Source organism: Azonexus sp. (genome assembly GCF_049652925.1).
Taxonomy (GTDB): domain Bacteria; phylum Pseudomonadota; class Gammaproteobacteria; order Burkholderiales; family Rhodocyclaceae; genus Azonexus.
In genome coordinates this window covers 94,833-110,947 of record NZ_JBASFI010000028.1, presented here as the reverse complement: position 1 = coordinate 110,947, position 16,115 = coordinate 94,833, and the positions used below count along the sequence as shown (strand labels likewise).

The 16,115-nt window shown below is 61.0% G+C and carries 15 protein-coding genes and 2 tRNA genes; 4 read left to right on the top strand and 13 right to left on the bottom strand.

The genetic code is table 11. The features are described from left to right. Positions 1 to 221 precede the first annotated feature (221 nt). Positions 222 to 297 (bottom strand) — tRNA-Met (locus WBK19_RS15600). 69 nt (positions 298 to 366) lie between these two features. Beyond that, positions 367 to 987: a nucleotide-binding protein gene (locus tag WBK19_RS15595; RefSeq protein WP_511291304.1), complete on the bottom strand. Its 621-nt coding sequence runs from the start codon at positions 985 to 987 to the stop codon at positions 367 to 369. Between the two features lie 97 nt (positions 988 to 1,084). Here WBK19_RS15595 and WBK19_RS15590 point away from each other — a divergent pair, with 97 nt between their 5' ends. Further along, positions 1,085 to 1,885, top strand: a complete 801-nt coding sequence (locus WBK19_RS15590; protein WP_511291302.1) for an IclR family transcriptional regulator — start codon at positions 1,085 to 1,087, stop codon at positions 1,883 to 1,885. Between the two features lie 209 nt (positions 1,886 to 2,094). Here the strand turns inward: WBK19_RS15590 and WBK19_RS15585 are convergent, their stop codons facing one another. The 7 genes from WBK19_RS15585 to WBK19_RS15555 form a co-directional block, all read right to left on the bottom strand. Further along, entirely contained in the window at positions 2,095 to 3,276 is a 1,182-nt protein-coding gene (locus WBK19_RS15585; protein ID WP_511291300.1) for an acetylornithine transaminase, read from the bottom strand. 189 nt (positions 3,277 to 3,465) lie between these two features. Beyond that, the gene (locus WBK19_RS15580; RefSeq protein ID WP_511291298.1) at positions 3,466 to 3,903 is read right to left on the bottom strand and encodes a GlcG/HbpS family heme-binding protein; all 438 of its coding nucleotides are present in this window, start codon (positions 3,901 to 3,903) and stop codon (positions 3,466 to 3,468) included. Beyond that, the gene (locus WBK19_RS15575) at positions 3,893 to 5,134 is read right to left on the bottom strand and encodes an MFS transporter (RefSeq protein WP_511291296.1); all 1,242 of its coding nucleotides are present in this window, start codon (positions 5,132 to 5,134) and stop codon (positions 3,893 to 3,895) included. Before WBK19_RS15575 ends, WBK19_RS15580 begins: the two co-directional genes overlap by 11 nt. 2 nt (positions 5,135 to 5,136) lie before the next feature. After that, positions 5,137 to 5,538, bottom strand: coding sequence for an MAPEG family protein (locus tag WBK19_RS15570; RefSeq protein ID WP_511291294.1), 402 nt, complete (start codon positions 5,536 to 5,538; stop codon positions 5,137 to 5,139). A 570-nt stretch (positions 5,539 to 6,108) separates the two neighbouring features. Then, complete coding sequence (locus WBK19_RS15565; protein ID WP_511291292.1) at positions 6,109 to 6,339, bottom strand: DUF2789 domain-containing protein; 231 nt, start codon at positions 6,337 to 6,339, stop codon at positions 6,109 to 6,111. 88 nt (positions 6,340 to 6,427) lie between these two features. Next, positions 6,428 to 7,291, bottom strand: coding sequence for a hypothetical protein (locus WBK19_RS15560; RefSeq protein WP_511291290.1), 864 nt, complete (start codon positions 7,289 to 7,291; stop codon positions 6,428 to 6,430). Between the two features lie 258 nt (positions 7,292 to 7,549). Next, a tRNA-Thr gene (locus WBK19_RS15555) sits at positions 7,550 to 7,623 on the bottom strand. Between the two features lie 45 nt (positions 7,624 to 7,668). Here WBK19_RS15555 and WBK19_RS15550 point away from each other — a divergent pair. From WBK19_RS15550 to pseC, 3 genes are read left to right on the top strand one after another with little or no spacing between them, the layout of a single operon-like run. Then, positions 7,669 to 9,429, top strand: a complete 1,761-nt coding sequence (locus WBK19_RS15550; protein ID WP_511291288.1) for a GGDEF domain-containing protein — start codon at positions 7,669 to 7,671, stop codon at positions 9,427 to 9,429. Between the two features lie 49 nt (positions 9,430 to 9,478). After that, a complete protein-coding gene (pseB, locus tag WBK19_RS15545) occupies positions 9,479 to 10,480 on the top strand; it encodes a UDP-N-acetylglucosamine 4,6-dehydratase (inverting) (RefSeq protein WP_511291286.1) in 1,002 nt (333 codons plus the stop codon). Continuing rightward, on the top strand, positions 10,477 to 11,604 hold the full coding sequence (gene pseC, locus WBK19_RS15540; protein ID WP_511291284.1) for a UDP-4-amino-4,6-dideoxy-N-acetyl-beta-L-altrosamine transaminase: 1,128 nt from the start codon (positions 10,477 to 10,479) through the stop codon (positions 11,602 to 11,604). The genes pseB and pseC overlap by 4 nt, the downstream gene beginning before the upstream one ends. Here the strand turns inward: pseC and pseH are convergent. Genes pseH through WBK19_RS15520 form a run of 4 tightly spaced genes read right to left on the bottom strand, consistent with a single transcriptional unit; the run spans position 11,601 to position 15,827 of the window. Then, entirely contained in the window at positions 11,601 to 12,113 is a 513-nt protein-coding gene (gene pseH, locus WBK19_RS15535; protein ID WP_511291282.1) for a UDP-4-amino-4,6-dideoxy-N-acetyl-beta-L-altrosamine N-acetyltransferase, read from the bottom strand. The two genes, pseC and pseH, sit on opposite strands and share 4 nt — an antisense overlap. Further along, positions 12,110 to 13,324 carry an acyl-CoA reductase gene (locus WBK19_RS15530; protein WP_511291280.1) on the bottom strand — a complete coding sequence of 405 codons (1,215 nt, stop codon included), beginning with the start codon at positions 13,322 to 13,324 and terminating at the stop codon, positions 12,110 to 12,112. Before WBK19_RS15530 ends, pseH begins: the two co-directional genes overlap by 4 nt. Further along, positions 13,321 to 14,394: a LuxE/PaaK family acyltransferase gene (locus WBK19_RS15525; protein ID WP_511291278.1), complete on the bottom strand. Its 1,074-nt coding sequence runs from the start codon at positions 14,392 to 14,394 to the stop codon at positions 13,321 to 13,323. The genes WBK19_RS15530 and WBK19_RS15525 overlap by 4 nt, the downstream gene beginning before the upstream one ends. Further along, complete coding sequence (locus WBK19_RS15520; protein ID WP_511291276.1) at positions 14,391 to 15,827, bottom strand: AMP-binding protein; 1,437 nt, start codon at positions 15,825 to 15,827, stop codon at positions 14,391 to 14,393. The genes WBK19_RS15525 and WBK19_RS15520 overlap by 4 nt, the downstream gene beginning before the upstream one ends. Between the last annotated feature and the right edge of the window lie 288 nt (positions 15,828 to 16,115).

Here is a 16,115-nt window from a genome sequence, read left to right as displayed (position 1 = left end):
TTGCGTCGCTTCGCATCAAGGCACCCACACCTATCGGTTGTCCAAATTTTTAAAGAGCTTCCAACTTCACCGCGCCGTCGCTTTCGCTTCGTCTGCAGCGGAGAGGCAAGATTATGAAGAACTTCTCTCACCCCGTCAAGCTTTTCAGAACATTCCTGAAATATTTCTTTCAAACTCCAGAAACCTTGCGCTTGATCCAAACTGCCTATCAAACTGTTTTCTGGTTGCGGGAGCAGGACTTGAACCTGCGACCTTCGGGTTATGAGCCCGACGAGCTGCCAACTGCTCCATCCCGCGTCCGTCAGAAGAGGGCGCATTATCCGGAGCTTGTTGCAGTGCGTCAAGCACAATCGTAAATAATCAGGACTATTTCTTTTCGATCCACTGAATCATGGACGACCACTGGTCAACATCTCGTCGATGCTTCGCACGCGGAGGGTCAAATACCGTTGCACCAGCCGCAGCCACGTTTACGTAATTCTGTGTATTTCTCAAGTAGGCGACGATAGGAATATCGAAGTGCTTCAAGAACTCTTCAAGCATCGCTGCCGCCCGGGTACGCGGATCAACCCGCATCGCTACGATTCCAACCTTCACCCGCTGGCCACGTACTTCGTTGCGGATTGAATTCAAAAAATCCTCTGTGGCGGCCATGTCAAAAACTGATGGCACCAACGGCACAATCACCTTATCCACGGTTCGCAGATAGTCGGACAATTTGTATCCCTGCAACCCGGCCGGCGCATCAACCACTACCCAGTCAGCCTCCTTCGGCAAATTGAGGGAAAGTTGGTTCCCGGCAAAGTAACCGGTAATTGGTGGCAATGCCGGGTCGCGAAAGGCCATCCAGCGCAACGACGACTGTTGTCGATCCAGGTCGCACAATGTCGTTTTCTTGCCTTTATTAGCAAAGTAGCCGGACAGATTCGTCGCCAGCGTTGTCTTTCCAGCCCCACCCTTCGGATTTGCAACCAGAACTGCCCGCATATGACCTCCCCTGATATATTTGCGGGGTCATTATATTCGCCACCTCAAAGGGCTCATAGATGCATAAAATGGATGCTTTCCTTCGATCACAACCATCATGGCCACAAAAGCAGCAAGCGACCGTCAAGGCATTCAATCCATCGAGGTGGGATTTCGACTGTTGAACGTACTGGCAGCAACCAATCGCCCGATGATGCTGCGCGACATCGCCAAAGGCGCCGGGATGCCCGCGGCCAAAGCACATAGATATATGGTCAGCTTCCTCCGCATAGGAATCGTGGAGCAGGACAACAGTAGTGGCCGTTACGATCTGGGTGCCTACGCTCTGGAACTGGGGCTTTCCGGACTCGGGCGGCTTGACCCGGTCCGCCTGGCTGGTCCTATTCTTGAAACGCTCTGCGAAGAGATTCAGGAGACCGTCGCGCTCGCCGTATGGGGGAACCACGGGGCGACCATTGTTCGAATCGTCGATGCCGGCGGTCCAATTACGATCACGCTACGCGCCGGGACCGTTTTGCCACTATGCAATTCGGCAACGGGGCGTGCCTTTGCCGCCTTCTACCGCTCACCATTTCTAAAGAAAAAACTCGACGAAGAGCTAAAGGAAAGCTCCGACACCAGCAAAACAGCCATCACGACTGTTCGCAGGCAGCTTGAAAAAACCCTGACAGAAATTCGCTCACACGGGATTAGTCGCGCATCAGGCAGCTTGACCCCGGGTATCAACGGCTTCAGCGCCCCTGTTTACGACCACACGGGCAGTATGGTTGCAGCGATCACTTCGCTGGGCTCAATCGGTGAGTTCAACGTGGAATGGGACAGCCCGGTAGCCAAGGCAATGCTTGAAGCTTCAAAAACGCTATCGCACCGCCTTGGCCACGGCAGCTTGGCTGAATGACGCAAGCTGGCGGCCAAGAATATAGCGCCCTCCAGAATAGAAGGCTCATTGCGCTGGCAAACGAAACTGACCGGCAGAAAATCCTGATAGGAATTGTGCGTCATAGCCTGTACTGAACGCACCGCCCCGCTAGCGTAGCCAATGACCCGCTGTTTCGACCCAGCGCCCGATGTGTTCAGCAAGCGGGAACCGGCGCGGTCAGTCCGTTTTCAGTTTTGCAGGAGGTCGTCGAGCATGGCGATCATCTGGTCGATCTCCGCCTCGCTCACATTCAGCGCCGGCATGAAGCGCAGCAGATTGGGGCGCGGCGAGTTTAGGAGCAGGCCTGTCGGCGCGCCCTCGAGTGCCCGGCGGACGATGTCGGGGCCGCACTCGTCGGCCAGCACCAAAGCGCGCAACAGGCCGGAACCGCGTTCGCCCTGCAAGCCATGCTTGGCGGAAAGTTCGAGCAGGCGCTTAGACAGGTATTGCCCGCGCGCCTCGACGCCGGCAAGGAAACCCGGCGATAGCAGGCGTTTCAACACCGCCGCGCCAACCGCCGTCATGAGCGGATTGCCGTTGTAGGTACCGCCCTGGTCGCCCCGCTCGAAGCAGCAGATTTCCTCGCGCGCCAGCAGTGCCGCCAGCGGCACGCCGCCGCCGATGCCCTTGGCCAGCGTCATGATGTCCGGAGTGATGCCGGCGTGTTCGTAGGCGAACAGCTTGCCGGTGCGGCCCATGCCGGTCTGCACTTCATCGACGATGAGCAGGATGCCGCGTGCTGTGGTCAGTTCGCGCAGTGCCTTGAGGAATTCGATGTCGGCCGGGATCACCCCGCCCTCGCCCTGCACCGGTTCGAGCATGACGGCTACCGTTTTTGGCCCGATTTTCTCGTTGACCGTAGCAATGTCGTTGTAGGTCGCTTTCGGGAAGCCCGGCACCTGCGGCGCGTAAATCGTGTCCCAGCCGGCCTTGCCTGAAGCCGACATGGTCGCCAGCGTGCGCCCGTGGAAGGAATGGCTGAAAGTGATGATCTCGTAAGCGCCATCCTTGTGCAGCCGGCCCCACTTGCGCGCCAGCTTGATCGCCCCCTCGTTGGCTTCGGCGCCGGTGTTGGCGAAGAAGACGCGGTCGAACACCGAATTGGCGGTGAGCAGGCCGGCCAGTTCGATCATCGGCCCGTTGTAAAAAGCCGGGCTCGGATTGATCAGCTTGCCAGCCTGGGTGGCCAGCGCCGCAGCGATTTCCGGCGGGCAATGGCCAAGCGTATTCACCGCCCAGCCCTGGATGAAGTCGAGATAAGCCTTGCCCTGATGGTCGTAAAGCCACGACCCTTCGCCACGCTCGAAAACGAGGTCAGGGCGGTTAGTGATGCTCATCAGGGAATCGGTATTGGCGGCGTGGTATTGCATGGTCGGTTTTCCGTGGAAGGGAGCTGGAATAATAAGTCCGCGATATTACCGAAATACGCGAGGCTGTTGCGGGTTCGGCAAATCCACTGGGAGTTGCCTTCTAGACAAATGGATGGAGAGGCAAAACTCAGCCCCAAAAAGGGCATTGAAGCCCTGTTTTAAGGTGGTGTAGCTACGAACTGGAACACCTCATGGACAGCCCCCGCCCCCAACCAACCCCGCCAGCGCTGTCTCGGCGAACTGAACATCCTGCGCCTCGCTCCCGCCTGAAACGCCAATCGCCCCGACCAGCACGCCTTCGTGTTTGACTGGCAGGCCGCCGCCGAAACCGATGAAGCGGTCGCGTTGCATCAGGCCGTGGCGGAGCATTTCGGAGCCTTTGGCCAGGCGGGCGTCCCATTTGGCGGTGGCGGGGCCGAAGCTGACCACCGTGTAGGCTTTGTCGAGGGCGATGTCGATGGAGTGGAAGGGCGCGCCGGGGTGGCGTTTGAAGACGAGCGGGTAGCCGGCGCGGTCGACGACGGCGACGCAGATTTTGACGCCGGCTTCGCTGGCGGCGGCGAGTGCCCGGTCGGCGAGTTGTTCGGCGCTGCGCAGGCCGAGCGAGGCGATCATTTCAATGTCCATGACTTTCTCCTTGCGCTGCCGAGACTTGCGCCGTCAGGCGTTGGCGTAGGGTGAGCAGGAATATTGCGAAAAAGGTGAGGGCGGCGCCTTCGACCAACATGGTCTGGCCGGCGCCGAGCGCCACGGCGACGAAGCCGGCAAGCAGGCCGCCGAGTGCGTCGAAGCCGAAGCGGGCCGAGGTGAAGAAGGAGACGATGCGGCCGCGCAACTGCTCGGGGGCCGAGCTTTGCAGGATCATGTTGATGCCGACGTTGCACACCGAGATGCCGAAGCCGAGGCCGACCATGGCGGCGAGCGCGAGCGGCAGCCGGGTGGTGGCGCCGAAGACGAGCAAGGCGACGGCGCTGATGGCGACGCCGGAGACGACGGCGGCGATCAGGCCGGAGACGGTTTTCCGGGTGGCGAGAAAGACCGTCGAGGTAAAGGCCCCGCAACCGGCGGCGCCCCACAGCCAGCCGAGCGTTGTCGCATCGCCGGCGAAGACGTCGCGGGCGAAGACCGGGAGCAGGACGGCGTAGGCCGAAGCGGTCAGATTCAGCGCGATGAGCGTGATGATCAGCATGCGGATGACCCAGGTGTGCCAGGCGAAGAGGACGCCTTCCTTGAAGACCTGGCCGACCGAGCCGGTGGCGCGTAGCGGAGGCTGGCTGCGAACGACCAGAATGGCGGCGATGAGCGCCAGGAAGGAGAAGCCGTTGATGGCGAAACAGAAGGCTTCCGAGGTCAGGCCGAGCAACAGGCCGGCTATGGGCGGGCCGATGAAGCGGCCGGCGTTGAAGAGCATGGCGTTGAGGGCCAGCGCGTTGGGCAGGTCATCGCGGCTGCCGACGAAGCTGCCGATCAGCGATTGGCGGAGCGGCGCGTCGAAGCTGCTCAAGACGCCGAGAACCAGCGCCATGACCACGATGAAGCCGGGGGTGATCCAGTCCAGCCAGCACAGGCCAGCGAGGACGAAAGCCTGAACGGCCATGAGCGACTGGACGCCGACCAGCCATTTTCTCTTGTCGTGTTTGTCGATCCACGCACCGGCCAGCGGGCCGACGACGAGCTGCGGAATCAGTCCGCAAAAGGCAGTGATGCCCAGTAGCGCGGCCGAGCCGGTGAGCCGGTAGACCAGCCAGGCGAGTGCGACCTGCTGGATCCACGAGCCGAGGATGGAAATCGCCTGCCCGGTGAAATAAAGGCGGAAGTTGCGATGCGCCAGCGCCCGCATGCCGGCTGGCAAAGCCATGTTCAAGCGCCTGCGAACATGGCCGCGCAGAGCGCAGTGCCGATCAGATAGGTGCCGAGCGCACCGACGAAACGTGCCGGATTGGGCCGCCCCAGGCTGGGCCAGGCAACCAGACCGATGACGAGCAGGAAGCGGCAGAAGGTGGCGGCGATGATCAGATTGACGACGAGGTCGGACGGGCCGCGCCAGCCGAAATAGAGAAAGATCACGGCGAGAAACGGGGCGAATTCGGCGGTATTGGCATGTGCCCGGATCAGCCTGTTGAGCATGGAGTTTCGCTCAGCCGAAGGACCGGAACCAGTACCCGTGCGGAAGCGGAAGATGGAGACAGCCAGCCCGAGCAGAAAGAGCAGCATGCCGAGGGCGGCGGTGCAATAGAGGGCGACGGGGTGCATGTTGGGCATGGTGTTTGAACGGTGGTCGGTTATCGGCACGAAGCTGGCCGGAAGAGCAGATAGCCGGCCAGCGAGGCAGCGGTCGTCGCAAGGACGACCCAGGACATCGGCCGGCCGCTACCGTCGTGAGTGTAACTGACAGCGGCGCCACTCTTTTTGCCTAGATAGTTCGATGAAATTAAAAAGGTTGGCGGAACAGTAGACGAGCATCGCAGCAAAGGCGGTGCCGACCGATGACGTATCCCGAACCTGGCGCCAACCCATTACAAAACTCAGGATGCCGCATAGCAGCACGGCGGCGGTCCACAAAACAAAACGGCACTCGCGTGCCAGTTTGGGAACTGAATATCTGATTCAGCACTCCTAACGGAAGATTTCATTTTTGCGCAAATTTTCCGGTTGACCATGGGAGCCCGAAGTGGCTTGCGCCCCCCCCCAAGGCTAGGCACTTGGCTTCCATGTCCTCGTCAAAACGGCTACTGGAGCCTTTGCGGCCTAACGCGGCCCCGTTTTCAGAGTCGCTGCCGCCTAGGTCGGCCATTAGTCTGCCGCGCGCGCCCCGGCAAATCGACTGACGGCTTACGACAGACGAACGTTGAGTTCGTCGATCACCCCGGCCCAGTCCGCATCCTCGATGATCTCTTCCTTCAGGAAGTCTCGTTGGGACGCCGTCCAGAACGGCGCACGATAGAGAGCAACGCCATGCGCCAAGGGCCGGTGGCTGACGATGAAACTTTCGATGCCCACCGGATCGTCCGGCAATCCAAGCTGGGCAAATAGATTGTTCATCGTGTGCAGGCTGGCATCCATGTGAATTCCTTTCCCGACTGTCCATGCGATATCCGCATGTGATTCGATGAAATGAAATCAAAACAGTTCCGGAAGAAAGTCACTCCACCTAGATCAGGATATAACGATGGCAGCGAGACTCGCTGGCCAGTGCGTCGAGGGCTTCCTGAACGGGGATCTGGACCAGACTGACCAGCCAATGACGCCGGTCGGCGCAGCGCATTACCGGCAACTCGGCCCGGCCGTGCCACGGGTCGGTGACGGCAATATTGCTCGATTCCAGACGCAAATGATTTTGGGGGGTTTCCAGCCAGGCGACCAATCCTTTCAACAGATTGTCAGGCTGCAATTCCCGTTCGGCCAGAACAAACTCGGGAGCCAGACCATCTTTCGGCGTTGGAGCGGGCGCCCCGTTTTCAATATCCCACTCCGATTTGAGGAGCCGCCCCCGGTTCCGCAGAATTTCAACATGCTCACGGAACTGCCCGAGCAGACGATACAGACAAGAGTTGCGCAGACTTTCCCGGCAATACTCTTCGCTATATCCAATGCTGCGGATGGTGTGATCCGCGAATTGCAGGCCAGGCTCATCGCTCAGCCCCGTCTTCTCGCGAAAACCGAGGAGCCCGAAGAACTCGAGCTTGCCCTCCCTGGCCAACGGCGGCAAGAAATCCCGAATCTCGATGCTTCTCCCCAGCGCAGCCTGAACATCCGCCGGCCCGGGGAAAACGGTCTGGAAAAACGGATTGTGGCAAGAATCACTGGCCGAAATCTCGAACGGGCCGGGGATGCCCTTGATCTGCTGATGGTAGTACTCCTCTGCAGAATGCAAGGCCTGCGCCAGAATGGGTTCGAAGTTGTTCGCCTCGGAAATCGATTCACCCAGGGCAGCAACCACTTTCTCGACAAACCGATGGGTCGGCGACATAGCACGTGGGCCATGAACAAGCCCATTGAGTTTATTGAAAAACATCCGGACGCTCCCTGTGTTTAGAACATTGGAATATACCCCTATTTTTAAAATGGGTAAGCAGATTGGCTATTGCTTGCATGAAAGAGCAACAGGATTACACCAAGTCACTCAACAGGGTGTCGCCGTGCAGGTATGATTCGGAGAGTCTACAACTGACTGACTTGAGACAAATTAACGGCGAAACCTATTCGGGTGCCTGCACGGCACCCGGAAAACAAAAAAGCCACTCCGAAGAATGGCTTAACTGTTTGATTTTACTGGTGCCCCCGAACGGAATCGAACCGCTACCTGATGATTACAAATCAACTGCACGACCTTCATGCTACGGGGGCCCAAGTGATGGGGCGCGATTATAGCTTGAACATTCAAATTTCAACATGAGCACTCTCACCAATCCTTTCGAGATCGCCCGGGAAACCCTGCGACTGCTGGCTGCGCGCCGAATTCCGCCATCGCCTGAGAACTACCAGACGCTTTATCACGAGATCGCCGGGACCAAACCGGCGGGTGCTTCATTTCCGGAAGCCCAACTACGCTCACTCGCCGCCGCCCTGCCCAAGGCCTCCCCCGACCAGTTACGCCTGGCCCGGCAACTCGAAGAGGCGGTCAAAGCGGCCAATTGGGATGACTACAAGAAGTATCTGAGTGATTTCGTAGCCGGCCTTGCCGAATCGCAAAAACTGGCCTGGTCAGAGTTGATAGCCGATCTGCTGCGCCTGTGGGACGCCAAACATCCGGGGCTGACCTCCGCCCGCAAACGCGAGTCGCTCGAACACGTGTTGACGAGCAATGCCGCCAATCCCGATACGCTGTTCACTCGTTTGCAGAGCCTGTTACGCTCGTGGGGACAAGGCAAGGAGGCGGAGGCCGTCAATCTCGCCGAAAGCGGCAATGTCGAAATTACCCCGAATTCCGGGTTGACCGTAACAACCGCCGATCTCTTGCCTGAACTGCGCGAACTATTCGCCTTTACGCTCGAAACGGCAATGGCCACTCAACTGGTCGAAAGCCCTCAGCTTTCCGCAGATGCCAAGGCGCTGGCCAAGGACATCCGTAGCGCGACAAGCCCGGCCCAGTTGCAGGAATTTCTCGTTCGCCTGAAGCGCTTCGCCTTCAAGCTCGAACTACTGGCCGAAGATCAGACCGAACTTCGCCACAGCCTCCTTGGCCTGCTCCGCCTGCTGGTCGGCAACATTACAGATCTGGTCCTTGACGACCACTGGCTGCACGGACAGATCGAGGTGGTCCGGGAAATCATCGACAAGCCGCTGTCACAGCGCGCCCTAGATGACGCCGAACGGCGGCTGAAGGAAGTCCTCTACAAGCAAAGCCAGCTCAAGGCCAGCCTGTCGGAAGCCCGGGATGCCATCAAGAGCATGCTGGCCGGCTTCGTCGACCACCTCGCCGACTTCGCCGATGCGACCTCAGATTATCACGACAAAATTGAAAGCTGCGCCGGAAAAATCAGTTCGGCCACCGACATATCCGAACTGGAAAGCGTGCTGGGTGAGGTCATGCGCGAAACCAGGACGATCCAGATCAACGCCCAGCGCTCCCGCGACGAACTGCGAATAACCCAGCAAAAGGTGCAGGAATCGGAAGCGCGCATCACTGAGCTCGAACGCGAACTGGAAACCACCAGCGACCTCGTCCGTCACGACCAACTGACCGGTGTCCTCAACCGCCGCGGTCTGGAGGAAATCTTCACCAAGGAAGCCGCTCGGGCAACACGCCATGAAACCTCCCTATGCGTTGCGTTGATCGACATCGATAACTTCAAGAAACTCAACGACTCGATGGGGCACGTGACCGGCGATGAAGCGCTCATTCATCTGGCGACAATCTGCCGTGAAACGCTCCGGCCACAAGACACTGTCGCCCGTTACGGCGGTGAAGAATTCATCATCCTGCTACCGGACACTCCGCTGAACGACGCGGTGAGCGCCCTCACCCGCCTCCAGCGCGAACTGACCAAGAAATTCTTCCTGCATGCCAACGAGAAGGTGCTGATTACATTCAGCGCGGGCGTGACATTGATGCGGGCCGAGGATACGCAGTCGACGGTGATCAAGCGAGCGGATGAAGCGATGTACAAAGCTAAAGAGACCGGCAAGAATCGCGTTGTCTCTACCCCTTGACGCGCCGCACCAACGACTGCCCCGAACTGACCACTAGATAGGCCATTCCATGTTCAACAACAAGACCTTACTGATTACCGGGGGCACCGGCTCCTTTGGCAAAATGCTGGTCAAGACGGTCCTCGAGCGCTACGAACCGAAACGGCTGATCATATACTCGCGCGACGAACTCAAGCAGTTCGAGATGCAGCAGGAGTTCAACACCAAGTGCATGCGCTATTTCATTGGCGACGTCCGCGATGCGAGCCGCCTGAACATGGCACTGCGCGATGTCGATTTCGTCGTCCATGCTGCCGCGCTCAAGCAGGTCCCGGCAGCTGAATACAATCCGATGGAGTGCATCAAGACCAATATCCATGGCGCCGAAAACCTGATTCAGGCAGCACTCAACAACAAGGTGCAGAAGGTCATCGCGCTGTCCACCGACAAGGCGGCCAACCCGATCAATCTCTATGGCGCGACCAAGCTCGCCTCCGACAAGCTCTTTGTCGCGGCCAACAATATAGCCGGCCAGGACCCGACCTGTTTCGCGGTCGTGCGCTATGGCAATGTCGCGGGTTCGCGCGGCTCGGTGGTGCCGCTTTTTCGCAAGCTGATCACAGCCGGCAGCCGCAGCCTGCCAATAACCCACCCTGAGATGACCCGCTTCTGGATCACGCTGCAGCAAGGCGTTGATTTTGTGATCAACAATTTCGAGCGCATGAAAGGCGGCGAGATCTTCGTGCCGAAACTTCCCTCCGTCCGGATCACCGACCTGGCCACGGCAATGGCCCCCGAACTGACGCAGCAGATCATCGGCATCCGACCCGGCGAAAAGCTCCACGAGGTCATGTGTCCTGCCGATGACTCCTACCATACCTTCGAGTTCGACGACTTTTTCGTGATCGGCCCAACCATTAATTTCAACAACCGGAACAATGACTTCTCGACCACCGCCCGGTCCGAGAAAGGCCGGCTGGTGGCCCAGGGGTTCGAATACAACTCGCGGGACAACGGTGAGTTCCTCTCCGTCCCCGCTCTCTCCGAGGCGCACCAGCTGGCAGCAAAATGATCCCTTACAGCCGGCAGTCGATCAGCGAAGCCGACATCGAGGCGGTTGTCAGCGTTCTGCGCTCCGATTTTCTGACCCAGGGGCCGGCTGTCCCGCGTTTCGAACAGACGGTCGCCACCTACTGTGGAGCGCGCTTCGGCGTGGCCGTCAATTCAGGCACTGCGGCGCTGCATATTGCCTGCCTGGCCCTCGGCGTCGGGCCAGGCGACCGGGTGTGGACCTCGCCGCTCAGCTTTGTCGCCTCGGCCAATTGCGCTCTCTACTGCGGTGCCGATGTCGATTTTGTCGATATCGAGCCGGCCACTGGCAATCTGTCGGTCGCCGAACTGGAACAGAAGCTGGTGCGCGCCGAGCGCGCGGGCTGCCTGCCCAAGGTACTCATTCCCGTTCATTTTGCCGGCCTGCCCTGCGCAATGCAGGAAATCCACGCTCTCGGCCAGCGCTATGGTTTTGCCATCATCGAGGATGCCTGCCACGCCCTCGGCGCGCGCGATGAAGGCGCGCCGACGGGTAATTGCCATTACAGCGACATCACGGTATTCAGCTTCCACCCAGTCAAAATCATCACCACGGGCGAAGGCGGTATGGCCATGACCAACGACCCCTGCCTCGCCCGGACCATGGCCCTGCTACGCAGCCACGGTATCACGCGCGATGCAGAAGAATTCGTCAATCCCAGCCACGGCCCATGGTATTACGAGCAACAGTTGCTCGGATTCAATTACCGGATGACCGACATCCAGGCAGCTCTCGGCATCAGCCAGATGACGCGCGTGGACGCCTGGACGGCACAGCGGCAGGCGCTGGCCGGCAACTATCGGCTAGCGCTGCCAGGGCACGATACCGCCCTGCCGGCCGCAAGGCAATCGGCCTGCCACCTTTTTGTGCATCATGTCCCTGCCGAGCGCCGGCGCCGGGTTTTTGACGCCCTACGCGAGAACGGCATCGCCGTGAATGTTCACTACATTCCGATTTTCCTGCAACCCTACTTTGCCCAGCGCCCCGTCGACTACTTCCCGAAGGCGCGCGCCTTCTACGAAAGCAGCCTGAGCTTGCCGCTGTTTCCCGACCTGACAGCGGCTGAGCAGGCGCAAGTAATCCGCGTCCTTCGCGAAAATACCTAAGGTGCCCGGCGCTCGAGACGGATGACGGTCAGCGGCGCGTCGTCGCGCCAGCGCTCATAGCGCCCGCTTTCACGAAAACCGTAGCGGCCATGCATGGACAGCACGGCGGCGTTGCTCGCGATTACCTCGCAGCCGATGGTCGTGCAGCCCAGCGCCTGGGCGGCAAACGCGAGCGAGGCCTTCTCCATCTCGTTCCAGGCCTTGAGTCGGGCGAGACCATCGCTGAAGGCATCGGGATTGAAATAAAACCCCCAGTCGCAACAGCCAGCCACGCGGTCAATGGCGGAAAAATTGACGATGCCGCAATCCTGCCCCTGCCAGTTAAGAATTAGCAGGCAATAGCTCGGGTCGGCCATGACGCGCTGCCACCACGCCGCGTGTTCGTCGGGCCCGATCTCGTGGCTGGAGAACATCACCAGGCGGACGGCGGGATGGTTGCGCCAGACGAGTACACGGGCACAGTCGGCGGCAGTGGCCGGGCGCAGGATCATGGGGGGTGTCGGGCTCATCTCAGGACCAGGACGCGGGAAAAAGCCATCAGCAAGTCGTGACCATCCCAGACATCGTCGAAATTGAGGGCCTGTCCGACCGGCACGACCTGATCGACCGCGCCATCGGCCAAGCGGCCGATCCAGCCAAGCAGTTCGGCACGCTCCAGGCCCCAGTAGCCGACCGTCTGGTCGACCGGCGAAAACAGGTCGGCGCTATCGTCGAGATGCGCACGCCGCAGTTCGCAGAACAGGCCGTGACCACAATGCGCCTCGCGCAAGGACGCATCGAGCCGGTCGACCGCCAGGCGCAGCGGCCAGGCAGCCACACCGTCCGGGGCTGACGCGCTGGCGCCACTGGCGGCCATGAGGTGGGCGGCGGTGATCCGGCTCATCAATTGCCCCGGCTGGCCATACATGCCGCGCACCGCGAGTTCGCCCCCAATCGCCGCCCAAAAGCGCCGCTGGGCGGCAGTGATGACGTCATCGTCGCCGATCCAGAGCACACTGCGCGGCGAAGCGCAGGCCTGCTGGTCGAACCAGAAGGCATCATTGAAGAAAGCGGTAGCGAGGCGGGCGAGGCCGTCTTCCGGCACCGCGAGTACAGCCCGCGCGGACAATAGGGTCCACGAGTAGCGGTTGGCGAACACAAGTTCCGTCGCCAGAGGCGACAGCGGCAAGCGGCGAATATGCCGCACCGTCTCGTCGCCGCCCCACACCACGCGGACCTGACAGCGGCGCGACAAATCGGTACTGATCGCATCATCGTGAGCGTAGCCGATGATGGCACTGGCCGCGGCGACGGCCTCGTGCCGGGGCGCCGCGAGCAAGTCAGCGAGGAGCGCGAGGAGCCGTTCCTGGGCGGGCGATTGGCGCGCCGAGAGACGAACGATATTGCGGTTGCCGCAAAGCAGGGCAATGAACCAGGAATAGGCGAAGAGGGTGTCAACATTGGCCGGCGCGAAATGCAGCACGATGCCACGCGGGCGAACCACGCCGGGCCCGGCGATCCCGCGATAGCGCTGGTGCAGCCGGGCGATGGCGGAGGGACGGAACCAGTAGCCAAGAGCGATCAGTTCGGGATAGGGGCGTAGCGTCGGGTCTGCCAGGATGCGCTCGGAAAAATCACCGAGGAAGGCAAGGCTGCGTTGATCGAAGGCGGCCAGCCTGGCCCCGGCGAGTCCGGCGAGCTGAGCCTCGGCGGAGCGCCCGGCGGGGAGGATCAGTTTCATCGCAGGCCGCCCCCAGTATCGCTGCAACCCCGCAATTCGGCCTGGGGCAGACGGCCATCGACACGCAGGGTGCGCCCGAGGCGCCCGCAGGGGCAATCGTCGACACCGAGCCAGGCGCCGACATCTTCAGTCAGCACACTGTGTCCGGGGTAGCTCAGGGGCAGCTCGGAGAGTACCTGGATCAGTCCCGTCTGGCCCGCCGCCAAGGGCCGCAGGCTGTACCGGTCGCGAATGACAACCTCGGCGTAGGCCGGGACATGGAGGCGGCCGGATGCGCATTCGATGAAGATGGACCCCACCTGTTCGGCCATTCCGTAATAGTCATGCACCGATTCTACGCCCAGGCACTGGCGGATCGCACCCTTGAAGGTCGCCGGGTCGACCTGCTGTTCACTCATTTTTTTCCATCCGCCGCCATGGAGCAAAATGGAGCCCTCCGGCAGCCTTAGGCCCAGGTCGGCCAAGGCGGTGAGCAGGTGGTGCCAGATCATGAAGGTGAAACCGAAGACGAGGATGGGCTGACCGGCGTGGCGACTCAGGAAAGCGTTGACCACCGGCCAGTCGATCTGTAGATCGGGCCTCAGTGCATAGGTGTGATCCCGGCCAAAGGTCGAAAACCCGAGCACAGCGGCGCGCCGGGCGGACAAGGGAGCATTCTTTACCAGCGGCGTGTCGCTGTCGATGATCAGCATCGGCCGGCGCGCCACGCCGAGGAAATCCTTGACGATGGCGAGCAGGGCCTGCGTCTGCCGGCGAGCAGTCGGACCATCCAAATAGATGCGGGCCGGCGCACTGCCCGTCGTTCCTGAGGAATTGAGCTCGCGGACAATCTCGGCGGCCGGCACGCTGATCAACTGGAGGCGCTTGAACAGCCCGACCGGCAACCAGGGCAGCGCCGTGATCGACTCGGCCCGCCCCCAGTCCGGATGCCAGGTGGAGAGCATGCGGGCATAGGCCGGGCAGTGATCGAAATGGTGCTGCGTCAGGTCGCGCAGGACGGCGAGCAGGCGGCCTTCCTTCGCCGCCTGCGCCTGGGAAAAGGGAGCTGTCGTGTCAAAACTGGCGGTCATGCGCCCATTATCGCCGCGAGTGCGCGATAGTCAGTCTTGTCGTTGTGGGTCATCGGCAAGGCATCGACCTGAATCAGATGAAAACCTGTCGGGTGCAGGCCGAGGGAGGTCCGCAGAACGGCCGCGACGGCGGTTGGGTCTAATGGGCCGTGCGCCGCCACCAGCAGGCGATCGCCGCCATCGACGACGGCAAACCGGATGGCCGGAAAAGCAATTTCCAGCCCGCGCTCGATTTCGTCGAGATTGAGCCGGTGGCCAAAGACCTTGGCGATTCGCTTCAGACGCCCGTACAGGGAAAAGTAGCCGTCGGCATCGACCGAGGCGAGGTCGCCGGTATGCAGAACCCCACCCAGATCGTCGCCGCGCGCCAGGTCGGCGCGCCCTTCGGCATAGCCCATCATGACGTTCGGGCCGCTGTAGATCAGTTCTCCGGTTTCCGGCGCAAGGGACAGGGCGCCTCCCGGAATGGCAATACCGATGGCATCAAGCTTCCCGGACAGGCACTCGGCCGGCACATAGGCGATGCGGGCCACGGCTTCGGTCTGCCCGTACATGCAGAAAAACCGCCAGTCGCGTGCCTCTGCCATCTGTAGAAATTCCGCCTTTGTCGCCGCATCGAGCGCCCCCCCGGCCTGGGTCAGGGTACGCAGGGCGGGCAGGTCCATGCGATCCAGGCGAAGCCGGCGCAACATCTGGTAGGTGTAGGACACCCCAGCCAGTGAAGTCGCCTGCAGATCCCGGCAGAAATCCCAGAATGGTCGCCCGAGCACGGGTTCGTCGGTGAGCAGCACGGTCGCCCCGGCGTGGAGATGGCTGTTGAGTACCGACAGCCCATAGGCATAGCTGATCGGCAAGGTGGTGATGGCCCGCTCATCCGGCCCGATGGCGAGATAATCGGCAATTGCCTGCGCGTTGGCGGCAACGGCGGCCGCCGAGAGGCGGACCATCTTCGGACTGCCGGTTGACCCGGAGGTGCTCAGCAACAGGGCGAGTTCGGAATGCAGCGGGCCTGGGTCCGGCATCTGGCGCCGACAGAGCACGCCGCCCTCCCCCGCCTGAGCCGAATAAGCCGCCGGCACCTCCTGGCCGGTGGGGAGCAACAACCAGTCCGGGCGGTAGCGTTCGAGCAGATTGGCCAACTGCCCGGCACTGAGCGCAGCGGGCAACAGGGCGAGGGGATGGCCGGCCCGAATTGCCCCCAAATAGCCGACGACGCTAGATATATCGTTTCGGGCCGCAATGAAACCCAGTGCGCGCGGACCGCTCTGCTCGATCACACGCTCGGCGAAACGCTCGACCAGCCCGGCCAGTTCGCCATAGGAAACCACAACCCGCGGCGCACCACACACCAGCGCCACGGCTTTCGCGTCGTGCGACAAAGCCCAGAACGGCCGGCCCGGCTGAGCCGCGGGAGAACCCTGAAAATTTCTCATAGACATCCAACTTGAACACATCCCGGCCGCCCCCGGGCCGACGCCCCCCGGACGAACGATGCTTGAGCACCAGCGCCCCGCATCACGAGCGCCGCTTCAGCGACTGGGCGGCTGACCGCGGCCCGCGCCGCCGAACCGCCATTATGGTTGAACGGCCAAGGCTGAGCTTTGCTAATATTCAAGACGTTTCGCATTTCACAATAACGGCGCGGCATTGAAATCCTGAAATAATTCTTTTGTCATAATCATTGCAGCACCAAAATTTTTACCTTGCCAGAGAAACCCGGG